Genomic DNA, 22,079 nt, shown 5'->3' on the forward strand with positions numbered 1-22,079 from the left:
TCAAACAATTAGCATTATTATATATGTTTTAATAATAAATTCACATTTAAATTTCTAATAAGCTAAGCACTTAATTAAGACAAAATATCGAAACTCAATTTTAATATATATAATAATTCTTCATGATACTTCTAAAAATATTGCAAGAATTTTAACCGTAATTGTGAATTGCCATATATATTACAATTACTCAAAAGACCACTCAGCTATTATAGTTTCTCCTTCTCCTAAAGTAATATCACCGTCACTAAGCCAGCAAATAGCATCATCCCTATGTCTTTTATCTGTAGAATCATTAGAAACATCCTCATCATAAACTTCTATAATGCTTTCATTTTTCTTTTTGTTCCCCTTATTCTTCTTCCTTATATTTTTGTCTACTTCGAAAATTACATGAGAATTATTATGTTCACTAATATCCTTCTTTACCTCAATACCCCCACCATTCTCATCGCTTTTATTTTCATTATTTAATTTTTTATTATTCGCTTTTAAAAGTGTTGTTTCATTATTCTTATTTTTATCCATATCAGTCTTTTCTAAAATTTCTGTATTATTTTCCTTTTTTACAATTTCAGCTTTTTCCTTAACTTTGATATTTTGATGCTTCACGAAATTTTTCACCTTGTATATATTATTATCTACGATTTCAATCATTTCTAAATTCATTAAAACGTCTAATGCAGCTTTTACTTCACTGATCTCTCTATTAAATTCTATTGATAATGTCTCTACTGTGTATGGAATATTTCTTGACATATATAATTCTCCCTCTTGATTCACCTTTCCAGCTAAAACAACCATCCTGTTCCAGACATAGTGAATAAGGTCTCTATTAGACATCCTATCTATTATCTTAAATTTTGTGTCATCATACATATCAACTCTGAATTTTACATATTTTCTCTCTTTCATACTCATCATTTCCCTTCATATTTATATACCAACAAGTTAATTCACAAAAATGTTATTATATGCAGCATAGCTGCTCTTTTTCAATGTGCATACTTTCTTTCTCTCATGCTCATCAATCTCCTCTCATACTCACATACCACTAATTAATTCAAAAAAAACGTTCTTATATGCAGAAAAGTTCCACATTGCAGCATAGCTGCTCTTTCTATAGGTGCATAGCTGCTCTTTTCAATGTGCGTATCTTCTCTCTTTCATATTCATCATCCCCTCATATTTACATCTTATCGAGTTAATCCAAAAAGGTTCTTACACTCAAAAAAAGTTACTGATTGCAGAAATGTTCCGTATCGCAGCATAGCTGCTCTTTTCAGTAGTGCATAGCTGCTCTTTTTATCGGTGCATATTTATCCTTCCAATTAATATATACGCAAAAAAAGAAATATATAAAGGGTTCTAACAAATTTTTTTATCAAAATTATAATTTTCTAACTAAGTTATGCGTAATTATTTAGACAGCAAAAAAGCTCAGTTACCAAAACTGAGCTTTAATATAAAAATATTATTTTTCTTTTTTGTCTACATCTTCATATTCAACATCAATAATTTCTCCAGTTGTATAGTCATCTACAGGAGTGCTGTAGACTTCCTTATCTCTATCATTATTATAATAGTTTTTAAATTCTTCTTTCTCTTTTTTTCTTTAAAAAATCCCACTATCTTCATAACAATATATATTATTACTCCTGCTATCAGAAGCCATGGAAGAATATGTAGAATTAATGATCCTACTAAAAATATTATACAAATTGTTCCTATAATATACATATATCTTTTAAATTCTCTGTTCATTACACTCAACCTCTATATTACTTAGTTTCTCATTTAGTTAAAAGCATACCTTAAGTATACCTTATGAATGTAAAATTTACAATGTACATAACAAAATCGTAGTCGACTTTGGTTAAGTTCCGCATTGTGCTTCGCACTCTTTTCATATTTTAAGTTCCGTATTGTGCTTCGCACTCTTTTCATATGTGTAGGTTTTTTATGCATTTTATGCTTTATAAGGTATGAATTTATATGTTATTAAAATCGTTACTACAAGCAATGCTGTAACAACTATTCCTCCTTCTGGTCCAAAGCTTCCTCCATTAATTATATTTGAATTAATAGTTCTTATGGTGTATATAGAATCTGTAACATTTCCACTTACCAAGAATCCAAAAATGTCACCCTGAAAATAATTCCAAGTTATATGATATCCTATGCACATCCATATATTTTTAGTCTTTATGAATAAATATCCCATAAAAATCCCGAATAAAGACAAATTAACATATGCAAGTAAACTGATTCCATGATTTAATGAATGCATTAGTGAAAAAATTATGGATGATCCTAAAATAGGAATCCATGCTATTTTAGTTTGTTTTAAAACAGTCATGCAATACCCTCTAGCAAAAAGTTCTTCATTAATGCCAACAAATATAAAAACAATAAGCTGTAAAAATAATGTTCTTGAAAAGTTTGGACTATTAAAACTATTCACTAGTTCAACTGATTTAGTACATAACAATATAATTGCAACTATAGTAAATGATATTGCGCCAAATAATAAGCCATAAAATAAATCTTTCCAACCTCTTTTTATATTAATCAATCCAATATCTTTCACTTTTTTTCTATCTAGAACTTTCCAGAATAAAACTACAAAGAATATCATTAGTATACATTGTATCAAATTTAAAAATGCGCCTGGAAAAGAAGACATACTTAAGAGCTGCTCAGTAATATAACTTATACCCTCATCTTGCTTTGACAGCAATGCTGGATTAGTCATAAAAACAAATGCACTATATATATTACTGAAGACAACCGACATTATAGTTGTAGATACAAAGAAACATACGAAAACAAGTATTATCTTCCAACCAGATCTTACTTGCTTACGATCATTACTAAAAATTCTCATTAACATCCTCCAATCAATTTCTCTTTACAATTTTATTCTCTTTTAAAACATATATCTCTAAATCAACCCTTTTTCATAATTTATCCCCTCAATTTGCATAATGTCTGAAGATTTATCTTCAATATAAATTCCTAGAGAAGAACAAAATCGCAGGCGACTGTGGAGCCGGAGATTTTTTCACGCATCTGCCTTTTCGAACGCATGTGAGAAAAATTTGGCAGGCGAATAAGATTTCTTTTTTATTCTTTTTAAAATACAAAAACTAGTCAATCAACCTTTTTTAAGTTATCCACAGATTTTATTGTAATATAAATTCCTAAAGAATAAAAAATATTCACCTCTATATTATATATATCTAGTTAATATAAATTCATGAAAATATTCTTAATTATTAATTAAAATATATATTTCATGCGAATCTATACTGAGTGTGGCGTTACTTTCCTAATATATATATTTCAATTCACAATTCACAATTCACAATGCACATTTCACAATTCACAATTACAGCTAAGACTCTTGCAATATTTTTATAATCGTTATGAAAAATTATTTTTGCAATATACATACTATTCATAAATATGTTAGTTATAAAAATATTCTTAATAGAATTTAGTGCTTACTTATTGTCACCTACTGTATCTAAATTTAAGATTTAAATTTATCCAAAAAATAGGAGTGATACTTCTAAATACTTAGAATATCACTCCCATTTCAATATGCTATTTTCTTAAGAATTCATTAACAGATATTCCTGCTCTTATTCCTTCATTTATAGCTGTAACAACTAATGATTGTCCACGTCTAGCATCACCTGTTGAAAATACTTTGTGTACATTAGTTTTAAAATCTTTTTCATTCGCTTTTATGTTACTTCTTGCATCTGATTCAACACCAAAAGCTTCTTTAATGTAATTTTGTGAACCTGTGAAGCCCATTGCAAGCAATACAAGTTCGGCTTGATAAGTTTTTTCTGATCCTTCAACTGGCACTGGACCAAATCTTCCATTTTCGTCTTTCTTCCATTCAACTTTTACAGTATCAACACTTTCAAGATTTCCATCTTTATCTGTATTAAGACCTGTAACTGTAGTTAAATATTCTCTTGGATCTTTGCCATAAAGATCTATAAATTCTTCTTGGCCATAATCAACCTTAAGAACTTTAGGCCACTCTGGCCATGGATTATTAGCTCCTCTTTCTTTAAGAGGTTCACCCATTATTTCAAATTGAACTAATGATTTACATCCATGTCTAAGTGAAGTTCCAACACAATCTGTTCCTGTATCTCCACCACCAATTACAATTACATTTTTATCTTTTGCTGAAATATAATTATTATCATCATGATTTGAGTCTAGAAGACTTTTTGTATTAGCTTTTAAGAAATCTACTGCAAAATGTACGCCTTTAACTCCATCTCTACCTTTTGCTACAAGATCCCTAGGCTCAGATGCGCCAGTTGCAAGTACTACTGCATCATATTCATCTAATATTTCATTTGCATCATAATTTTCACCAATATTAGCGTTAGTTACAAATCTAATACCTTCCTCCGCCATAAGATTTATTCTTCTTAATATAACTTCTTTATCAAGCTTCATATTTGGAATACCATACATTAATAATCCACCTGGTCTGTCACTTCTTTCAAAAACAGTAACTTTATGACCACATTTATTTAATGTATCTGCTGCTGCAAGTCCTGCTGGACCTGATCCTATTACAGCAACTTTCTTTCCAGTTCTCTTAGCTGGAGGATTAGCTTTAACTATTCCATTTTTAAAAGCAGTATCAATTATAGCTCTTTCATTTTCCTTTATAGCAACTGAAGGCCCATTTAATCCTGCTGTACATCCAGCTTCACATGGAGCTGGACATACTCTTCCTGTAAATTCTGGGAATGGATTAGTCTTATCTAATCTTTCATAAGCTAAATCCCATTTTCCTCTATACACTAAGTCATTCCATTCAGGAATTAGGTTATGAAGTGGACAACCAGATACCATACCTGAGAATAATACTCCTGATTGGCAGAATGGAACACCACAGTCCATACACCTTGCACCTTGAATACTTTGCTTTTCTGCTGGAAGACTTAAATGAAATTCTTTATAGTCTTTTATTCTTTCTTTAGGTTCTCTATTTTTACCTACTTCTCTATCATACTCTAAAAATCCCGTTGGTTTACCCATTTTTCTAACCCTCCTAATTTCCTTTAATTTCTTGGAAAGTTTTAATTAATGCTTCATCCTCATCACATCCAAGATTCTTATGCTTTTCAACAGTTTCCAATACTCTCTTATAATCCTTTGGAATTATTTTGTGGAATTTAGATTTTTCTGTCTCAAAGTTGTATAATATTTTATTTCCTTTAGGAGAGCCTGTAACTTTCACATGTTCTTCAATTAAGTTCTTTAATTCTTCTTCATCTTCTAAGCTTAACTCTTCTAATAGAATCATTTCTTCATTTAAGTTTATTCTAAAGTTTGGATCCTCTTCATAAATGTAAGCAATTCCGCCACTCATACCAGCAGCAAAGTTAATTCCTGTTTTACCTAAAACAACAACCTTACCACCTGTCATGTACTCTAATCCGTGAGCTCCAACTCCTTCAACAACAGCAGTCGCTCCTGAGTTTCTAACGCAGAATCTTTCACCTGCAATACCATTTATAAATACTTTTCCTGAAGTTGCACCATATAAAGCAACATTTCCAATCAAGATATTATCTTCTGCTACAAATGTTGATTTCTTTGGAGGATATACTATAATCTTACCACCTGATAATCCCTTACCTAAGTAATCATTAGCATCTCCTTCAACCTCAAATGTTAATCCACTTGGAATGAATGAACCAAAACTTTGCCCTGCAGCTCCATTACACTTAATAGTAATAGAATCTTCTGTTAATCCATCTGAACCATTTACTCTTGTTATTTCAGATCCAAGAATAGTTCCAAGTGTTCTATCAGTATTAGTTATATCAATTTCAAAGTTTACTTTTTCTTTCTTTTCTATAGCGTCTTTAAATTGGCTTAAGAATACTTTTTGATCTAGCACTCTTTCTAATTTAAAGTCGTATTTCTTAGTTTCATCAAACTTAACAACTTTTCCTTTATACTTATCTGGAGTGTAAAGTATTGAGCTTAAATCAACATTCTTAGCTTTCCAGCCATGAATATTTTCTCTCTGCTTAAGTTTGTCTACTCTACCAACCATTTCATCAATATTTCTAAATCCAAGACTTGCCATAATTTCTCTTAGTTCTTGAGCTATAAAGTACATAAAGTTAACTACATATTCTGGTTTTCCTTTAAATCTCTTTCTAAGCTCTTCATTTTGAGTTGCAACTCCAACTGGACAAGTATCTAGATTACAAACTCTCATCATAACACAACCTAAAGTTACTAATGGTGCAGTTGCAAAGCCAAATTCTTCTGCTCCAAGAAGGGCAGCTATAGCAACATCACGTCCACTCATAAGTTTACCGTCTACTTCAACTCTAACTCTTTCTCTTAAATCGTTAAGAAGTAATGTTTGGTGAGCTTCAGCTAGTCCAAGTTCCCAAGGAAGTCCGGCATTTTTGATTGAGTTTTTAGGTGATGCACCTGTTCCTCCATCATACCCTGAAATTAATATTACTTCTGCTCCACCTTTAGCAACACCAGCTGCAACAGTTCCAACTCCACATTCTGAAACTAACTTAACAGATACTCTAGCTCCAGTGTTTGAATTCTTTAAATCATATATTAATTGAGCTAAATCTTCTATTGAGTAAATATCATGATGAGGTGGTGGTGATATAAGACCAACCCCTGTAGTTGAATGTCTAGTTTTAGCAATCCATGGGTAAACCTTAGTTCCAGGTAATTGACCACCTTCACCAGGTTTTGCTCCTTGTGCTAGTTTTATTTGAAGTTCATCTGCATTTACTAAATACTCTGAAGTTACTCCAAATCTACCAGATGCAATTTGCTTTATTGAAGATCTTCTTGAATCCCCATTTGCATCTTTAGTCCATCTATCCTTATCTTCTCCACCTTCACCAGTGTTAGACTTACCGCCAATTCTGTTCATGGCAATAGCAAGTGCTTCATGAGCTTCTTTAGAAATTGATCCATAAGACATTGCTCCGGTCTTAAATCTCTTAACAATTTCTGAAACTGGCTCAACTTCTTCAAGTGGAATTGCCTTAGAATTATAGTTAAATTCTAATAATCCTCTTAAAGTGATTTCAGCTTTTTCATCATCAATTAAAGAAGTATATTCTTTAAATAATTCATAATTTGATGTTTTAGTAGCTTCTTGAAGTTTATGAATAGTTAGTGGATTATATAAATGCTCTTCTCCACTATCTTCCCCTGATCTAAGCTTTTCATATCCTGGAGAATCTAGCGAAAAGTCTGCTGCATAAGTTTTTTCTTTAAATCCATTTTTGTGGTTTATCTCTGCTTCTTTTTGAATTTCAGCGAGTCCAATTCCATCGATTCTGCTTATAGTATTAGTAAAGTATTTATCAATAACTTCTTTTCCAATTCCTATAGCTTCAAAAATTTGTGCTCCTTGATAAGATTGTATTGTTGAAATACCCATTTTTGAAAGTATTTTAATTATACCTTTAAGCACTGCTTTATTATAGTTGTAAACAGCTTTATCATATTCTAAATCAAGTAATCCTTCTTCAATTAACCCTCTTAAGCTTTCATAAGCCATATATGGATTTATAGCAGAAGCACCAAATCCAAGCAATGTAGCAAAATGGTGAATCTCTCTAGGCTCTCCACTTTCAAGTATTAGAGCAACTGAAGTTCTTGTTCCCTTTTTAACCAAATATTGATGAAGTGCTGATACTGCAAGTAATGACGGAATAGGAACTTTTGCCTCACTTATATTTCTATCAGATAATATAAATATAGTATATCCCTTTTCATAAGCATCTTGAGCTTTTTCAAACGTTTCATTTAATGCTTCCTCTAAAGAGCCACCTTTATCAAATACAATATCAATTACTTTTGATTTTAAGTTTCCTTTATTATAAGCCTTTATTTTAGCTAATTCTTCATCATTAATTATTGGTGAATCGAGTTTAATCAACTCACAATTTGATGCTTTATCTTCTAATATATTACCCTCTGGTCCAAGATAAACATTAGAAGCTGTAACTATTTCTTCTCTAATAGCATCAATAGGAGGATTAGTTACTTGTGCAAATAACTGCTTGAAATAGTTAAATAACGGTTGAGAATTCTTTGATAATACTGCTAAGGGAACATCTACACCCATAGCTGCTAATGGTTCAGCTCCAGTTTCAGCCATTGGAAGCATTGTTGTTTTTACTTCCTCATAAGTATATCCAAAAGCTTTTTCTAATTTCTTTCTAGTTTCCTTATCATATTCAATCTTGAACTTCTTACTTTCATTCATTTTATCTAAAGTAATCAGATTTTCTTTTAACCATTCTCCATAAGGATATTGATTAGCATAAGAATTTTTTAATTCTTCGTCATCTATAACTTCTTTCTTAACTGTATCTACAAGTAACATTCTACCTGGCATTAATCTATCTTTCTTTTCAACAATTTCAGCTGGTATATCTAATGCACCAACTTCTGAAGAAAGAATAAGTCTTCTATCTTTAGTTATATAATATCTTGATGGTCTTAAACCATTTCTATCTAAAACTGCACCAACTTTTTCGCCATCTGTAAATACGATAGCTGCTGGACCATCCCATGGTTCCATTAGTGTAGCATTATATTCATAAAAAGCTTTCATTTCTTTACTCATAGTTTTACTCTTATACCATGGTTCTGGAATTGCCATCATAATAGCTCTAGTTAAATCCATTCCGTTCATATATAAGAATTCTAAATTGTTATCAAATATCGCAGAGTCTGATCCTTCTTTATTTATGATAGGTAACACTCTGTTTAAATCTTTTCCAAGTGCTCTAGATTTAACATTTGTTTCTCTAGAATAAACCTTATTAACATTTCCACGAAGTGTATTAATTTCACCATTGTGAATCATAAATCTATTAGGATGAGCTCTTTCCCAACTTGGGAATGTATTAGTACTATATCTTGAATGTACTAATGCCAAAGATGTTTCAACTCTTTCATCTTCTAAATCTTTATAAAATTCTCTAAGCTGTGTAGATAATAACATTCCTTTATATACTATTGTCTTTGATGAAAAAGACGCTATGTAGAAAGTTTCATTTAGGAATTTACTTATCCATCCTGCTCTTTTTTCTATATTTCTTCTAACAATATATAAATTTCTTTCGAAATCTTTTCCTGGTTTTATTCCATTTGGTCTTCTTACAAAAGCTTGCATTATTGCAGGCATTGCTTCTAGCGATGCTTTTCCAAGTATTGAAGGGTTCGTTTGAACTTCTCTCCACCCAATTAGTTCAAGTCCTTCTTCCTTTGATATATCTTCAAAAAGGCTCATAGCTTCTTTTCTTGCCTTTTCTTCTTGTGGTAAAAATACCATAGCAACAGCGTAATCCCCTTCGTTTCCGAGAGTCATACCTTTTGATTTCAATTCTTCCTGAAAGAATTTGTGTGGTATATTAAATAATATTCCTGCTCCATCTCCTGTATGTTCATCAGCGCCTGTACCACCTCTATGCTCTAGCTTTTCTAGGATAGTTAAACAATCTGATAATATTTCATGAGATTTCTCACCATCAATGTTTACTATAGTCCCAATTCCACAAGCATCATGTTCAAAACATGGATTATATAACCCCTGTGCATTCGGATTATTTCTTTCCATTAAAATTCCCCCTTGAGATAATAATATATTCATTTGTACCTTCTTAAATATTTATCTATCAGGCACCTATTTATCCTTAAAACAATCATATTGCATTTATGTGTAGCAAACAACGAGTAAATACATCCTTTTTTGAAATATAATTACTCGCGTATTTGCTACATTTTATAAGTTATTCATTTTCACTTAATATTAAACTCGCAATATCTTTCATTCTTTTCCCAGAATCCATACTTATCTTCTGCATATATCTAAACGCTTCATTCTCCGTAAGTCCTGAAGTTTTCATGAGTTGACCCTTAGCCTTTTCGATAAGCTTTCTATCTTCCAGAGTATGTTCTAACTTTTCAACTTGATCCCTTAGCTTCTTGATTCTCTTTTTGCTTTGAAAAATTAAATTTATAGCATTAGTTAAGAGAACATTAGAGATTTTAGTACCAATACAATATATATCAGTATCTTCTTCTATAAATGATTTATAAGGCTCATTTACGATAGCTAAAAAACTAGTTACATCTACTAGTGTTTCATAAACATCTAGTAAACTCATATCCTTGAATTTATATCCTACTAAGACTAGGTCTGGGGAATGTTGCATAACTAATCTAATTAATTCATTTCCTGAAGCACATAATGCTATGATTTCATAGCCTTCCTGCATTAGTAAACTCTTTAATTTTTTTGCTGTCTCAATATTGCTTAAAGCTATAATAATTCTTCCATCTTGAGCCATTGCAATCCCCACCTTAATTAATAATAATTGGTATTACTAAATTAATATCTATTAAGATAGTTTTCTAATTCCCAGTCATGTACTTTAGTTCTATAATCATCCCACTCAGCTGCTTTACCTTCAAGATAATTGTTGTATACATGATCTCCTAAAGCTGACTTAGCTAACTCACTTTCTCTCATGAATTGAACTGCTTCATATAAGTTATTAGGTAAGTTATCAATTCCGTTAGCTTTTCTTTCCTCATCAGTCATAGCAAAAATATTTGCTTCAACTTCTGCTGGTGGTTGTAGATTGTTTTTAATACCATCTAGTCCTGCTTGTAATAGAGCTGCTAATACTAAATATGGGTTAGAACTTGGATCTGGACATCTAAGCTCAACTCTAGTTCCTGCGCCTCTAGCTGCTGGTACTCTTATTAATGCTGTTCTGTTTTTACAAGACCAAGCTAAATAAACTGGTGCTTCATATCCCGGTACTAATCTCTTGTATGAATTAACTAACGGGTTAGTAACAGCTGCAAGACCTTTGATATTCTTTAGTAATCCTGCTATAAAGTTATAAGCTATTGGACTTAAGCCATTCTTATCATTTTCATCAACAAAGACATTCTTTCCATCCTTGAATAATGACATATTAACATGCATTCCTGAACCATTAATTCCGAAAATTGGCTTTGGCATAAATGATGCATGCAATCCGTGTCTTTGTGCAATAGACTTAACAACTAGCTTGAATGTCATAATACTATCAGCTGTAGTTAATGCATCACCATATTTAAAGTCAATTTCATTTTGTCCTTCAGCAACTTCATGGTGAGATGCTTCAATCTCAAATCCCATTTCTTCTAATGCTAAAGTCATGTCACGTCTTGCATTTTCTCCCAAATCTGTAGGTGCTAAATCAAAGTACCCACCTTTATCTTGAGTGTTTGTTGTTGCATTACCATTTTCATCAGTTTCAAATAAGAAAAATTCACATTCAGGTCCAACATTCATTGTATATCCAAGTTCAGCTGCATCTGCTATAGCTCTCTTTAAGATATATCTTGGATCACCTTCAAATGGCTTTCCATCTGGTTTATAAACGTCACAGATTAATCTTGCAACCTTACCTTGTTGAGGTCTCCATGGGAAAATTACAAAACTATCTAAGTTCGGTCTTAAATTCATGTCAGATTCTTCAATTCTAACGAAACCATCAATAGATGATCCATCAAACATACATTCATTATTTAATGCTTTTTCTAACTGTCTGTCTGTAATTGCTACGTTTTTTAATGTTCCAAAGATATCTGTAAATTGAAGTCTTATAAATTTAACTCCATTTTCCTTTACTAAGTTAATGATATCTTCCTTTGTGTACTTTGCCATTTTACAAACCCCCTTTTTTTCTAAAAAAAGACGCACAATAGAAGCGGTATACCATCTATTGAACGCCTTTGCTCAATTCATTTAATAAGTAAATTATATACCACCGTTTCTAACAAATCAATAGATTTTTTAAAAAAGTAAGTATTTTTGTGGTAAAAACTTTAATTTTTAAAGAAATTAATACCATATTCTTTAAAAATTAAAGCTTATATTTATCAAATTGATAAATATAAAAAATAACTTCTGCAGAAAATTATTTTATAACTTATAACAAAAAAAACGAAATCAATCTGAATTATTAATTCTGTGACTCCGTTGTCAAAGTATATATAAATTTGTAATACATATAGATAATCCAACTAGGACCCGAACTTATTCATGTAACTCGCCGAAATGAATAACATACTTTTGTTCCAGTTTCTAGGTAATTGTGATGGGTGATTCTAAGGCTATAAAGTTGCACCCAAAGTGCTAGCCTCAAAGAACAAGCTATGAACTAGCACATTTGGAATAGTTCAAAGGAAACTCGACTCACTTCGTTCACTGAGTAATTTCAATTGACCAAATCATAGATTTGGAATTTTAATTAAGAATCACATCCATCAAAATTACCAATGAAACATTCCACAAAAGTATATTACCCATTTCTAGTTGGGATATATTTCATAGTATAAATATAATTTATAATTGGCTTATCTATATAACTCCTGATAATTAAAATATTTAGATATTAAATTACCAGTACCATATTGTTAACATACTTTTTATTTCTACATTGTTTTTCTTAATTTATTCAACGTTGAATTTCAATTAAAAACAAGAAATAGTCAAGTTTCACTTGGTATTTTTATTATACAAATCAATATTTACTCTGTCAAACGTTATTAATAATACTCACTATTTTCTCTACATATAATATATGCTGCAAGTAAATTTCTAAATTTTAGTCTTAATTGATAACTCAGCTTACTAAAACTTTAAATGTAAATTATCTATTGGAACATACTTATATGCTTAACTACGATAAATTTTTTTCATAGAATATATATATTGCAATTTAAAATTTATAATTCACATTTCACAATTACGGTTAAAATTATTGCAATACTTTTAGAATCACGATGAAGAATTAGTTCTCGTAGTATATATAATTTATTATATTAAACAAATTTTCTTCATTAATATTTAAAGGCATTCTATGTGTTTTTATACAGATAGGGAAATAAATAACTTGATTTATATTTGGAAAATTCAGTACCTTCTATACAATAAATCTATTTTATATCCATTTCTTAATCTGCTTTGCAGTTTATTATATGTTCTTTTCTATAAATAATACTCAAATGCTCAAGAGAAAATAATCATTTAGCATTATTAATAATTAACTTGAACATTTTTAGATAAATTGCTACAATCTTATATGTAAAAATACATATATATGGGGGCTATAATTATGAACACAATTGTAACAAAATTTGGTGGAAGTTCACTAGCAGATGCAACTCAATTTAAAAAAGTTAAAGAAATAATCTTTTCAAATCCAGAAAGAAGATATGTAGTGCCATCTGCACCTGGAAAAAGAAATTCTAAAGATTCAAAGATTACTGATTTATTATATCTTTGCCACGCCCATGTTTCTACTGGAATATCTTTTGATGATGTTTTTAATCATATAACAGATAGATATTGTAATATAGTTAAAGATTTAAATTTAGACTTTAATATTACAGAACATTTGAACATCATAAAAAAAGATCTTGAAGAAGGGGCTTCAAGTGATTATGCTGCAAGTAGAGGTGAATACTTAAACGGATTAATACTTGCTAACTATCTTGGCTTTCAATTTGTTGATGCTAAAGACGTTATGGTTTTTAATAGCGACGGTTCCTTAGATTCTAAAGCAACAGATTCAGCCCTTCATTATAAATTATCTAAAGTTTCTAAGGCTGTAATTCCTGGCTTTTATGGAGCAGATAAAGACGGAAATATAATCACATTCTCAAGAGGTGGTTCTGATGTAACAGGAGCTTTAGTTGCTTCAAGCATCAATGCTGATCTTTATGAGAATTGGACAGATGTTTCAGGATTTTTAATGGCAGATCCTAGAATAATAGATAATCCAAAACCAATAAGCAAAATAACTTATTCAGAACTTAGAGAACTTTCTTATATGGGTGCTTCTGTATTACATGAAGATGCAATATTCCCAGTAAGAGAAGTTGGAATTCCAATAAATATAAAAAATACAAACAAACCTCAAGACGAAGGTACTTTTATCGTAAAAAATACAGATGGTTCAATGAAACCAACAACTGTAACAGGTATAGCTGGTAAAAAAGATTTCACAGTTATTTCAATATCTAAAGCTTCAATGAATTCAGAGCTTGGTTTCTGTAGAAAGATTTTATCAATACTTGAACAGCATAATATTTCATTTGAAAATATGCCTTCTGGAATAGATACAGTATGCTTTGTAATTCAAGACACTCAATTGAAGAACAAAAAGGATGTTGTTGTGGAAGAAATTAAAAGAGCATGCAACCCAGACAGTATAGAAATCCATCCAAATTTAGCTATGATTGCTACTGTTGGACGTGGAATGGCTAAACAAAGGGGCACTGCTGCTAAGATATTTACAGCTCTTTCAAATGCTGAAATCAACATTAGAATGATAGACCAAGGTTCTAGTGAAATGAACATACTAGTTGGTATAGAAAATGATGATTTTGAAAAAGGAATTGCTGCAATATATAACGCATTTAATTAGAAAATAGATATAATCGAAAGAAGGATACACTTTTGTTCCGGTTGCTAGAGAATATGACTTTGGATTTCTAACATTAGAAATTGTACCCATTCCTGCATGATCCTTAGTTCCTAAGGACAAGCAACAATGGAACAAGTTCTAATGAAGAAACTCCAAAAGCCACATTCTCAATGCAACACTCCACAAAAGTATATCCTTCTTTCTGATAATGTATGATTTTAATATGTAATTATTAATCTATAACTATAAATAATGTTCTTTTCTATAAAATATTAATTTAAAAGCCTAATTAAAGAGTCTTTCCACTCCCTAATTAGGCTTTTTTTATACTGTTTGATTAGTCTTTTTCATCTTGCTTCTTAAGAATTCAACGATAACTGGTACAATAGAAATAAATATGATTGCTATAATTACAAATTCAAAGTTCTTTTTAACTACTGGAATGTTTCCAAAGAAAAATCCTAGTGCTGAAACTACTAATACCCATAGAATTCCGCCTATTGCATTAAATGAAATAAAATGCCTATATTGCATCTTTCCTATTCCAGCTACAAATGGTGCTAGCGTACGGACTATTGGGATAAATCTTGCAAAGATTATTGTTTTTCCACCATGCTTTTCATAAAACTTATTAGTTTTATCTAAGTGCTCTTTCTTAATAAGTTTCCCACCAGCAATGTTAATAAGTTTATCACCAAAAATTCTTCCTATTTCATAATTGACTGTATCTCCTAAGATTGCTGCAACTATTAGAAGTCCTAGTAACGCATATATATTAAGCATTCCCATAGCAGCAAAAGCAGCAGCAGCGAATATTAACGAATCTCCTGGTAAAAATGGAGTTACTACTAATCCTGTTTCCAAAAATATTATGAAAAATAGTAGCAAGTATGTTTCAAATCCATAATTGTTTATTATGAATCCTAGATATTTATCAAGATGTAGAAATATATCAATTAAATAAGTAACTGTATTCATATTTTTCCTCCCATATGTTTCGACATATTAATTAATTTATAACATATGGTTATTATACATTATTATTTAGTAAAGGGAAATTAAGATTTTATTAAAAAATGTGTATTTTGACTAACAAGTAGTTCATAAAATTTTTAACTGCCTTGAGTTATTTCTACTTCTTTATTTTTAAATACGATGGCAAGTTTTATAATATTATTTATCCCTCTGCTTAAAAGCTCTTGTGCATATTTTTTGTTCTCTATTTGCTCTAAAGCTTCTTTCGTTGCTTCTTCTATTGTATCGCTTAAGAATTCATCTATCTTTTTAAACTCTATTACTATCCCATATTTTGAAGCATCCTTTGGTATTATCATTACATCATACCTTCCATACCCACTTTCTTTATTTGATTTCACTTCATAATTATCAGAAAGTGACACTAACATTCCAAGAACAAACGCATGATAAACCTTTTCTGGTTCCTTTCCTGAGACATCAAAATAACTTACATTATTTATAACAAAACCTTTAAATAATGCTCCAAAGTTCCTTATATCTCCATTTACCAAAGCATTAAGCATAGTTTTATACTTTAACATACTTAAGCTATCATCAAACCACTTTAATATCATATTCTTAAAATATATATAAACCTCTTTATTGGGAATTGCTAAATCACACTTTAAAATACCTTCTATATTTTCTTTTTTGACAGCCTTTAAATATCCTGTCATAAGTAAAAAACTCCATACGCTCTCACTAGATCCTTCAATCTCTCCCATAACTACATTATCATCTATAACTTTTTCAATAGTTTTATTTTCTATTAAATATTCAAATTCTTTCTTTATTTCCTCGTTTCCATTTGAAAGAATTTTCTTAACTAAAGCATTTTCACTACTATTGATCCAGTAGGGTTTAAATCCCTCTTCCCGATTATCAATATAATTTAGTACTGACCATGGATTGTATATGATATTGTTTCCAAAAATATATCCATTGTACCATTCTTTAATCATATTCTTATCTATATTAACATTGTTATTTTCATAATATGATAAAATCTCATCTATCTCACTTTCCAAGAAGCCAAACTTATCACTAAATTTGTTTCTAATTATTGTATCTACCTCTAAATTATTAAGTCCTGAAAAAATACTTTCTTTGGCTACCCGAAGTATTCCAGTAAGCAATGCTTTTTCTATATATAAATTACCTTTAAGCACCGAACCTAATAAATTTCTCATAAATAATATTACCTCATCATAATATCCATTTATATATGCTTCTTGTATTGGCACATCATACTCATCTATAAGTAATATTACTTTTTTATCATGATATTTGCATAGATACCTGCTCAAATTTTTTATTGAATTTGTTAACAGCGGAATATCACCTTTACTATAGAGTATTTTGTTGAAATCTTCTTTATCTGCATCTAACAGATTATCACTATCTAAAACATATATATATTCTTTATACACTTCTGACATAAGACCTCTTATTGCTGATGTAAAATCTCTAAAATTAGCAAATTTAGTATCCTTAAGTGTTATAAAAATAACCGGCTGTTTTCCTTGTAACTCCATAATTTGCTTATCTTTTTTTATATTTAATTCATCAAATAATGTTCCAGACTCATCTTTAGTATTTATATCAAAGAAGTATTTAATCATGCTCATATTTAAAGTCTTACCGAATCTTCTTGGTCTAGGAGTTAAAATTATATTAGCAGAATTATTTATAAATTCTTTTATAAGTAAGCTCTTATCTACAAAATAATAATTATTTTCTATTAGCGTTTTAAAATCATCTATTCCAATTGGCAGCTTCTTTTTAATAATAATCTCCTTCTTTCCCACTAAACATATCCACTCATTTACATTTTCTTTCTTTAATATTATATCCTATAAACTATTTGCTTAAAATAAGAAACTTCACTCATCATTTAATTAAGTGAAGTTTTTTATTTAAAAAATCAATATCAATGTTGCTATCATTATTATTTAGTAAAGGGAAATCAAGATTTTATTAAAAATAAATTCTCGGATTCTCTTGAATAACTAGAGAAACTTTTTAAAAGTAACTTTTGTCTTCCGCTTGAAATTCCTAATATCATAAAGAAAAATGGACTTGTATAATACATAGTATTACCAAACATTGATGATGCTAAATAAGCAATTACTATGCATAATATACAGATATCTAGCCTCAAAAATTGTTTCCTTTTCTTTATAAAAAACATAAAATAAGTTGCTAGTGCTGCAATATATAAAAGTGCAGCTGGAATACCTAGGCTTGCGGCAAATTGAATAATTTCGTTATGTGCACGATCCGTATTAACATTAACTTTAGCATATTGATCCCCAAGATTATCTGCTCCATAACCAAATAAAGGTCTTTCAGAAATGAATCTAACTCCATTCACCCAAAGAATCCATCTACCCGTTCCTGCTTTATTAGCATCTGGAGATTTCTCTGCTATTTTAAATATATCTCCGCCTAATGTCCAAAAATCCTTGTAAGTATGACTATTTGAAATGTTCATACCTAGCGTAATAGCTACGAAAACACTTGTAACTATTGCTACTCGCTTTAAAACTTTTCTGTCTAGCAGAATTGAAAAAATAATGCTAAAAATCAATCCTACTATAACAGCAATGTAAGGTCCAAAAGATCCATTTTTAATTAAGGCAGCTGTGATAACAGAAAATATTATGATTCTAAAAATCAGCTTTTGAATTGATTTTTTCTCTGTAATAAATAGCAACGATGCACTCATTATAGACATACACAAGTAATATGCATAATGATTAAATTGACAAAAGATAGACGAATCAGAGGTTAATCCTAATGTATTATTTAACTCCTTAGAATCAACAAGAGTCAATATCGATAATGCCACTGCACATAAAGTAAAAATTTCGAAAATAATCTTTATTAATCGTCTATTTCTTACTACATATCCACAACAAAAAATTCCGCAGTAAGTGAAATATGTAATGATACCTTCTTTTCTATACAATGTACCATTAAGCGAAATATTAATATTATCTGAATTCAAACACGATATTATGCTCCAAATAAGCATCATAAACAAAAATAGATGAAATAGGTTACTTTTAATATAGTTCTGTAAAGATACTTTCTCTACTTTTACTTGTAAAATACTTTTTGAAAAAGTAATAATTCCCAGAATACATCCAATGAAACCAATCGTTTGAAGTATTTCATACCAATATAGTTGTTTGAACATAAGTGTATATGTTTTCTCTACATCATTTACAAAATTATTAGAAAGTATCACAATTAATGGTGATAATACCCATAAAATAAGTAGCAAAAGAGCTGACCTTTCAATTAATTGTTCTGGGATATAATTAACGAGTTCGCTTATTGTCTTCATTTTATGTATATCACTAGAAATCTTTTGCGTTTTTTTTGATAAGTTAGTTATTAATTCCAATAGGAAACCGCCTTTCAATATATAAAAATTATGTTTCTATTTTCAATTTTAAGCTATTCCTTATATAATTTTTATGTTTTAAATTACATTTTATAATTCATTCCTTACTAAAAACTGCTACCCAATAATCATAATGCTTTATTTAAAATTTTTATTAGATTTAACATAATAGGATTTTTAATCAAATTTAGTATACAACATATAATCCAAATATCTATTTCTAAATTATATATTGTATACTGCTCTATATGCATCTCATTTATAAACTTACTCTAAAACAAATCTGGCAGATTTCCTTTTACATTTAGAATCGCATAAACCGGGCTTGCTGAACCTACAGTTACCGAATTCGTATAATAATCGTCTCTATCTGGTAATATGGAATTATATAATATTAGTATTTTATCACCATTTGTCAGTCCATCTCCAATTGGTATATCATAAGTGCTGGAATTATTATTATTAATCTCGGATATCTTTGATAAAGTCCCACCGTTTACTTTATAGACCTTAATGTTTCCATCAATTAATCTATTCTTATCTAATGCTAATTTTATAGTTGTACTTGTATAAAAATCAAAGCTTATTGCCATTGGTACAATTGCTTTTTTAGGAAATGTTTTATCATTAGATGGCTCTATAATTGGATTCTTACTCTCATTATCAATTCCACCATAAATTCCATGATTCACAATTATTGGTGATATAACATCAATAGTTGGTGTATTTATCGCTCTAGTTATACTCTTATTTATTCCTGTATAACTTATGGTATTTGCTAAATTATTAATATCAGTATTTTCTTTAAAGCTTAAGTGCCCAAGTTTATTAGGTTTAATAGTAAATGAAATGCTTGTAGACTCAGCGTGCCAAACACCATTATTATTTTTATATTCTACGCTAGGTACTGCAATACTTCTTTTGTCACCGCTTCCCGAAAGCCCACTTACCGCATCAAAATTTCCATTTAAATCAAGATTTAATTTAATATCGCTAAAATTATAGGTTTTATAAAAATCATCATTTATTCTATTTGCTAAATTGTTCATCACATAATTTTGCGTTGCATTATTATTTCCCTCTTTCACACTAATAAAGTAATCTTGACTTGTCCCACCTAAACTTGTTGCTAATTGATTCAAAGTCGGTGATGGGTCTGTATTAACATCATTAGTGTTTCCTAATGCGAGACTCAAAACCTTATATCCATTATTTCGTATATTATTAACTTGCGTTTCAGTATAATTAACATTACCAGATGAAATTAATATAATATATTTCTTAGCATCTGATGTGTCTTTTTGCAAAATCTCATTTGCCTTTTCTAAGGCTAATCCTATATTTCTCTCATTAGAAGTTGAAAGGGTAATATTTTTGATCACATTATCATTAAGTTGAGTTTTATTAGTCGTCAAATCTTGATTAATTATTGCGTTGGAATTATAAGTTACCAATCCATACTTCATAGGTTTATTATTAAAAATACTATTATTTAACAAATTGTTCCATACTGCATTTTTAAACGTACCTAATTTATCTCCATCATTCATTCCAGCTGAAGTATCTAATAATATAACTACATCTTTAGGAATCAATTGTGATGACATATCGCTATATACAAAATCTTGAGGGATTATATTGTAAGTAATTTTAACTGAATCTCCAAATTTGCATGGGTTCTGCTCAACACTAGCTAAATCTACATTTATACCTGGAAGATTATTATCTTTTACGTTTATTGTTGTAGCCGGAACTTTTGTAGTCACCGTTTCTGAATTCCACGGAAATGTTATAGTTGAATTTGAAAGCACTGGTATTCCATCACCAGGTATTTTTGATTTTATTGTTATTGTAAATGGTATTGGTGGTGATGTATAGGTACTTACGCCATTATTCTCAGGACCTTTTTTATAAGTAATATCATTAAGCCTAATTGTATTTCCTCCAACAGCTTCTATAACTGACCCATCATTAAAATTAAAATTAAAATTTATATTAGAAATAGTGTAGGTATCTTTAAGTGTACTCGCTATTGTATTAAATACGCCATTTATTGCATCAGTACCAGTTGTAAAAAAATTACTACTATTCCCGCTCATTGAGTTATGAATTTGTTGCATTTTAGCATTTCCCGAGTCATCTAGTCCATAACTGATTGAAAATGCATTATATCCCCTTGCTTTAATTATTTCTCCAATTTCTTTAGCATATTCTAAACAGTAACCATTGTCATCCGAATACCCAGTTCCTTTTAATAAATTATCATCAGCTTCCGATTTTGTAATATCTGTATAATAACTATTATACGAATTTTGATACTTGTAACCTTCATAATTTCCCTCATATGGACCTTTTCTATAATCATATCCACTTGGTGTATGATTATCATCTGAACCATAATTGCCAATAAAGTATGAACCACCTAAAAAATACCATCCATAATATTCATAATACTTTCCAGAATAATTACCATACTTCCATCCGCCTTTATTTGTTTGTCCATTATAGTATGTCGGTTCACCATCTGACATAAACACTATTGTTTTGTTAGCTGCACTATTATTACTGCTATATAAAAGATATGCTGCTCTTCTTAATCCTTCTCCTGTATTAGTTCCACCATTTGCCTTTAATCCATTAATTACTCTATTTAATTCTGTTACATTACTTGCCGGAATAAGTGCTTCATTAATGTTTGAATTTGTTGAAAATGTCACTATACCAATTTTCAAATTAGATTCGTTTTTCATTGTATCAACAAAATTTTTAGCTGCAACTTTCAGTTTTTCTATTTTTGAATCATTAATATTCCCAGTCTTAGGATCAGCCATACTACCAGAGGTATCTAAAACCAGCACAATTTCTTTTGCCGGTACGGCCATTTGAAAGGGCTGAGGGGTTATTGTTCCATGTATTGTTATATCTTCTCCCACACTTGGATTTGTTGGAGTGTATGAATCTATCGAAACTGTAAATGCTGGTTTTGATGAAATATCCGCCTTTACAGTAAACCGAGAAAGACTTATACATCCGAGCATTAAAACAATAATTATTAAAAAACTCAATTTTCCTATAAATATCTTCTTATCCTTAATCATATATTT

Annotated in this window: 12 protein-coding genes; 1 reads left to right on the forward strand and 11 read right to left on the reverse strand. The window is 29.9% G+C overall.

The genetic code is table 11. From position 1 onward, the window contains the following. Nucleotides 1–186 precede the first annotated feature (186 nt). From AXY43_RS09475 to glnA, 7 genes are all read right to left on the reverse strand, one after another. A complete protein-coding gene (locus AXY43_RS09475; protein WP_105411458.1) occupies nt 187–921 on the reverse strand; it encodes a phage replisome organizer N-terminal domain-containing protein in 735 nt (244 codons plus the stop codon). Nucleotides 922–1,539: 618 nt separating this feature from the next. After that, complete coding sequence (locus tag AXY43_RS09480; RefSeq protein WP_243099199.1) at nt 1,540–1,764, reverse strand: hypothetical protein; 225 nt, start codon at nt 1,762–1,764, stop codon at nt 1,540–1,542. A gap of 205 nt (nt 1,765–1,969) precedes the next feature. Beyond that, entirely contained in the window at nt 1,970–2,887 is a 918-nt protein-coding gene (locus AXY43_RS09485; RefSeq protein ID WP_105411459.1) for a CPBP family intramembrane glutamic endopeptidase, read from the reverse strand. Nucleotides 2,888–3,609: 722 nt separating this feature from the next. Next, nucleotides 3,610–5,082: a glutamate synthase subunit beta gene (locus AXY43_RS09490; RefSeq protein WP_012060360.1), complete on the reverse strand. Its 1,473-nt coding sequence runs from the start codon at nt 5,080–5,082 to the stop codon at nt 3,610–3,612. Between the two features lie 13 nt (nt 5,083–5,095). Next, a complete protein-coding gene (gltB, locus tag AXY43_RS09495) occupies nt 5,096–9,673 on the reverse strand; it encodes a glutamate synthase large subunit (RefSeq protein ID WP_038457919.1) in 4,578 nt (1,525 codons plus the stop codon). A 172-nt stretch (nt 9,674–9,845) separates the two neighbouring features. Then, a complete protein-coding gene (locus tag AXY43_RS09500) occupies nt 9,846–10,406 on the reverse strand; it encodes an ANTAR domain-containing response regulator (RefSeq protein WP_012060362.1) in 561 nt (186 codons plus the stop codon). Between the two features lie 41 nt (nt 10,407–10,447). Then, entirely contained in the window at nt 10,448–11,779 is a 1,332-nt protein-coding gene (glnA, locus tag AXY43_RS09505) for a type I glutamate--ammonia ligase (RefSeq protein WP_012060363.1), read from the reverse strand. A gap of 1,453 nt (nt 11,780–13,232) precedes the next feature. On the opposite strand from glnA, the gene AXY43_RS09510 reads away from it, so the two are divergent. Then, nucleotides 13,233–14,546, forward strand: a complete 1,314-nt coding sequence (locus tag AXY43_RS09510) for an aspartate kinase (protein WP_077831074.1) — start codon at nt 13,233–13,235, stop codon at nt 14,544–14,546. A gap of 324 nt (nt 14,547–14,870) precedes the next feature. On the opposite strand, the gene AXY43_RS09515 is transcribed toward AXY43_RS09510, so the two are convergent. From AXY43_RS09515 to AXY43_RS09530, 4 genes are all read right to left on the reverse strand, one after another. After that, complete coding sequence (locus AXY43_RS09515; protein ID WP_023973211.1) at nt 14,871–15,524, reverse strand: DedA family protein; 654 nt, start codon at nt 15,522–15,524, stop codon at nt 14,871–14,873. 134 nt (nt 15,525–15,658) lie between these two features. Continuing rightward, nucleotides 15,659–17,350: an AAA family ATPase gene (locus AXY43_RS09520; protein WP_105412502.1), complete on the reverse strand. Its 1,692-nt coding sequence runs from the start codon at nt 17,348–17,350 to the stop codon at nt 15,659–15,661. Between the two features lie 179 nt (nt 17,351–17,529). Further along, nucleotides 17,530–18,975 carry an O-antigen ligase family protein gene (locus AXY43_RS09525; RefSeq protein ID WP_105411460.1) on the reverse strand — a complete coding sequence of 482 codons (1,446 nt, stop codon included), beginning with the start codon at nt 18,973–18,975 and terminating at the stop codon, nt 17,530–17,532. 272 nt (nt 18,976–19,247) lie between these two features. After that, entirely contained in the window at nt 19,248–22,073 is a 2,826-nt protein-coding gene (locus AXY43_RS09530) for a VWA domain-containing protein (RefSeq protein ID WP_105411461.1), read from the reverse strand. Nucleotides 22,074–22,079: the final 6 nt, after the last annotated feature.

Source organism: Clostridium sp. MF28 (assembly GCF_002969175.1).
Taxonomy (GTDB): Bacteria; Bacillota; Clostridia; order Clostridiales; family Clostridiaceae; genus Clostridium; species Clostridium beijerinckii.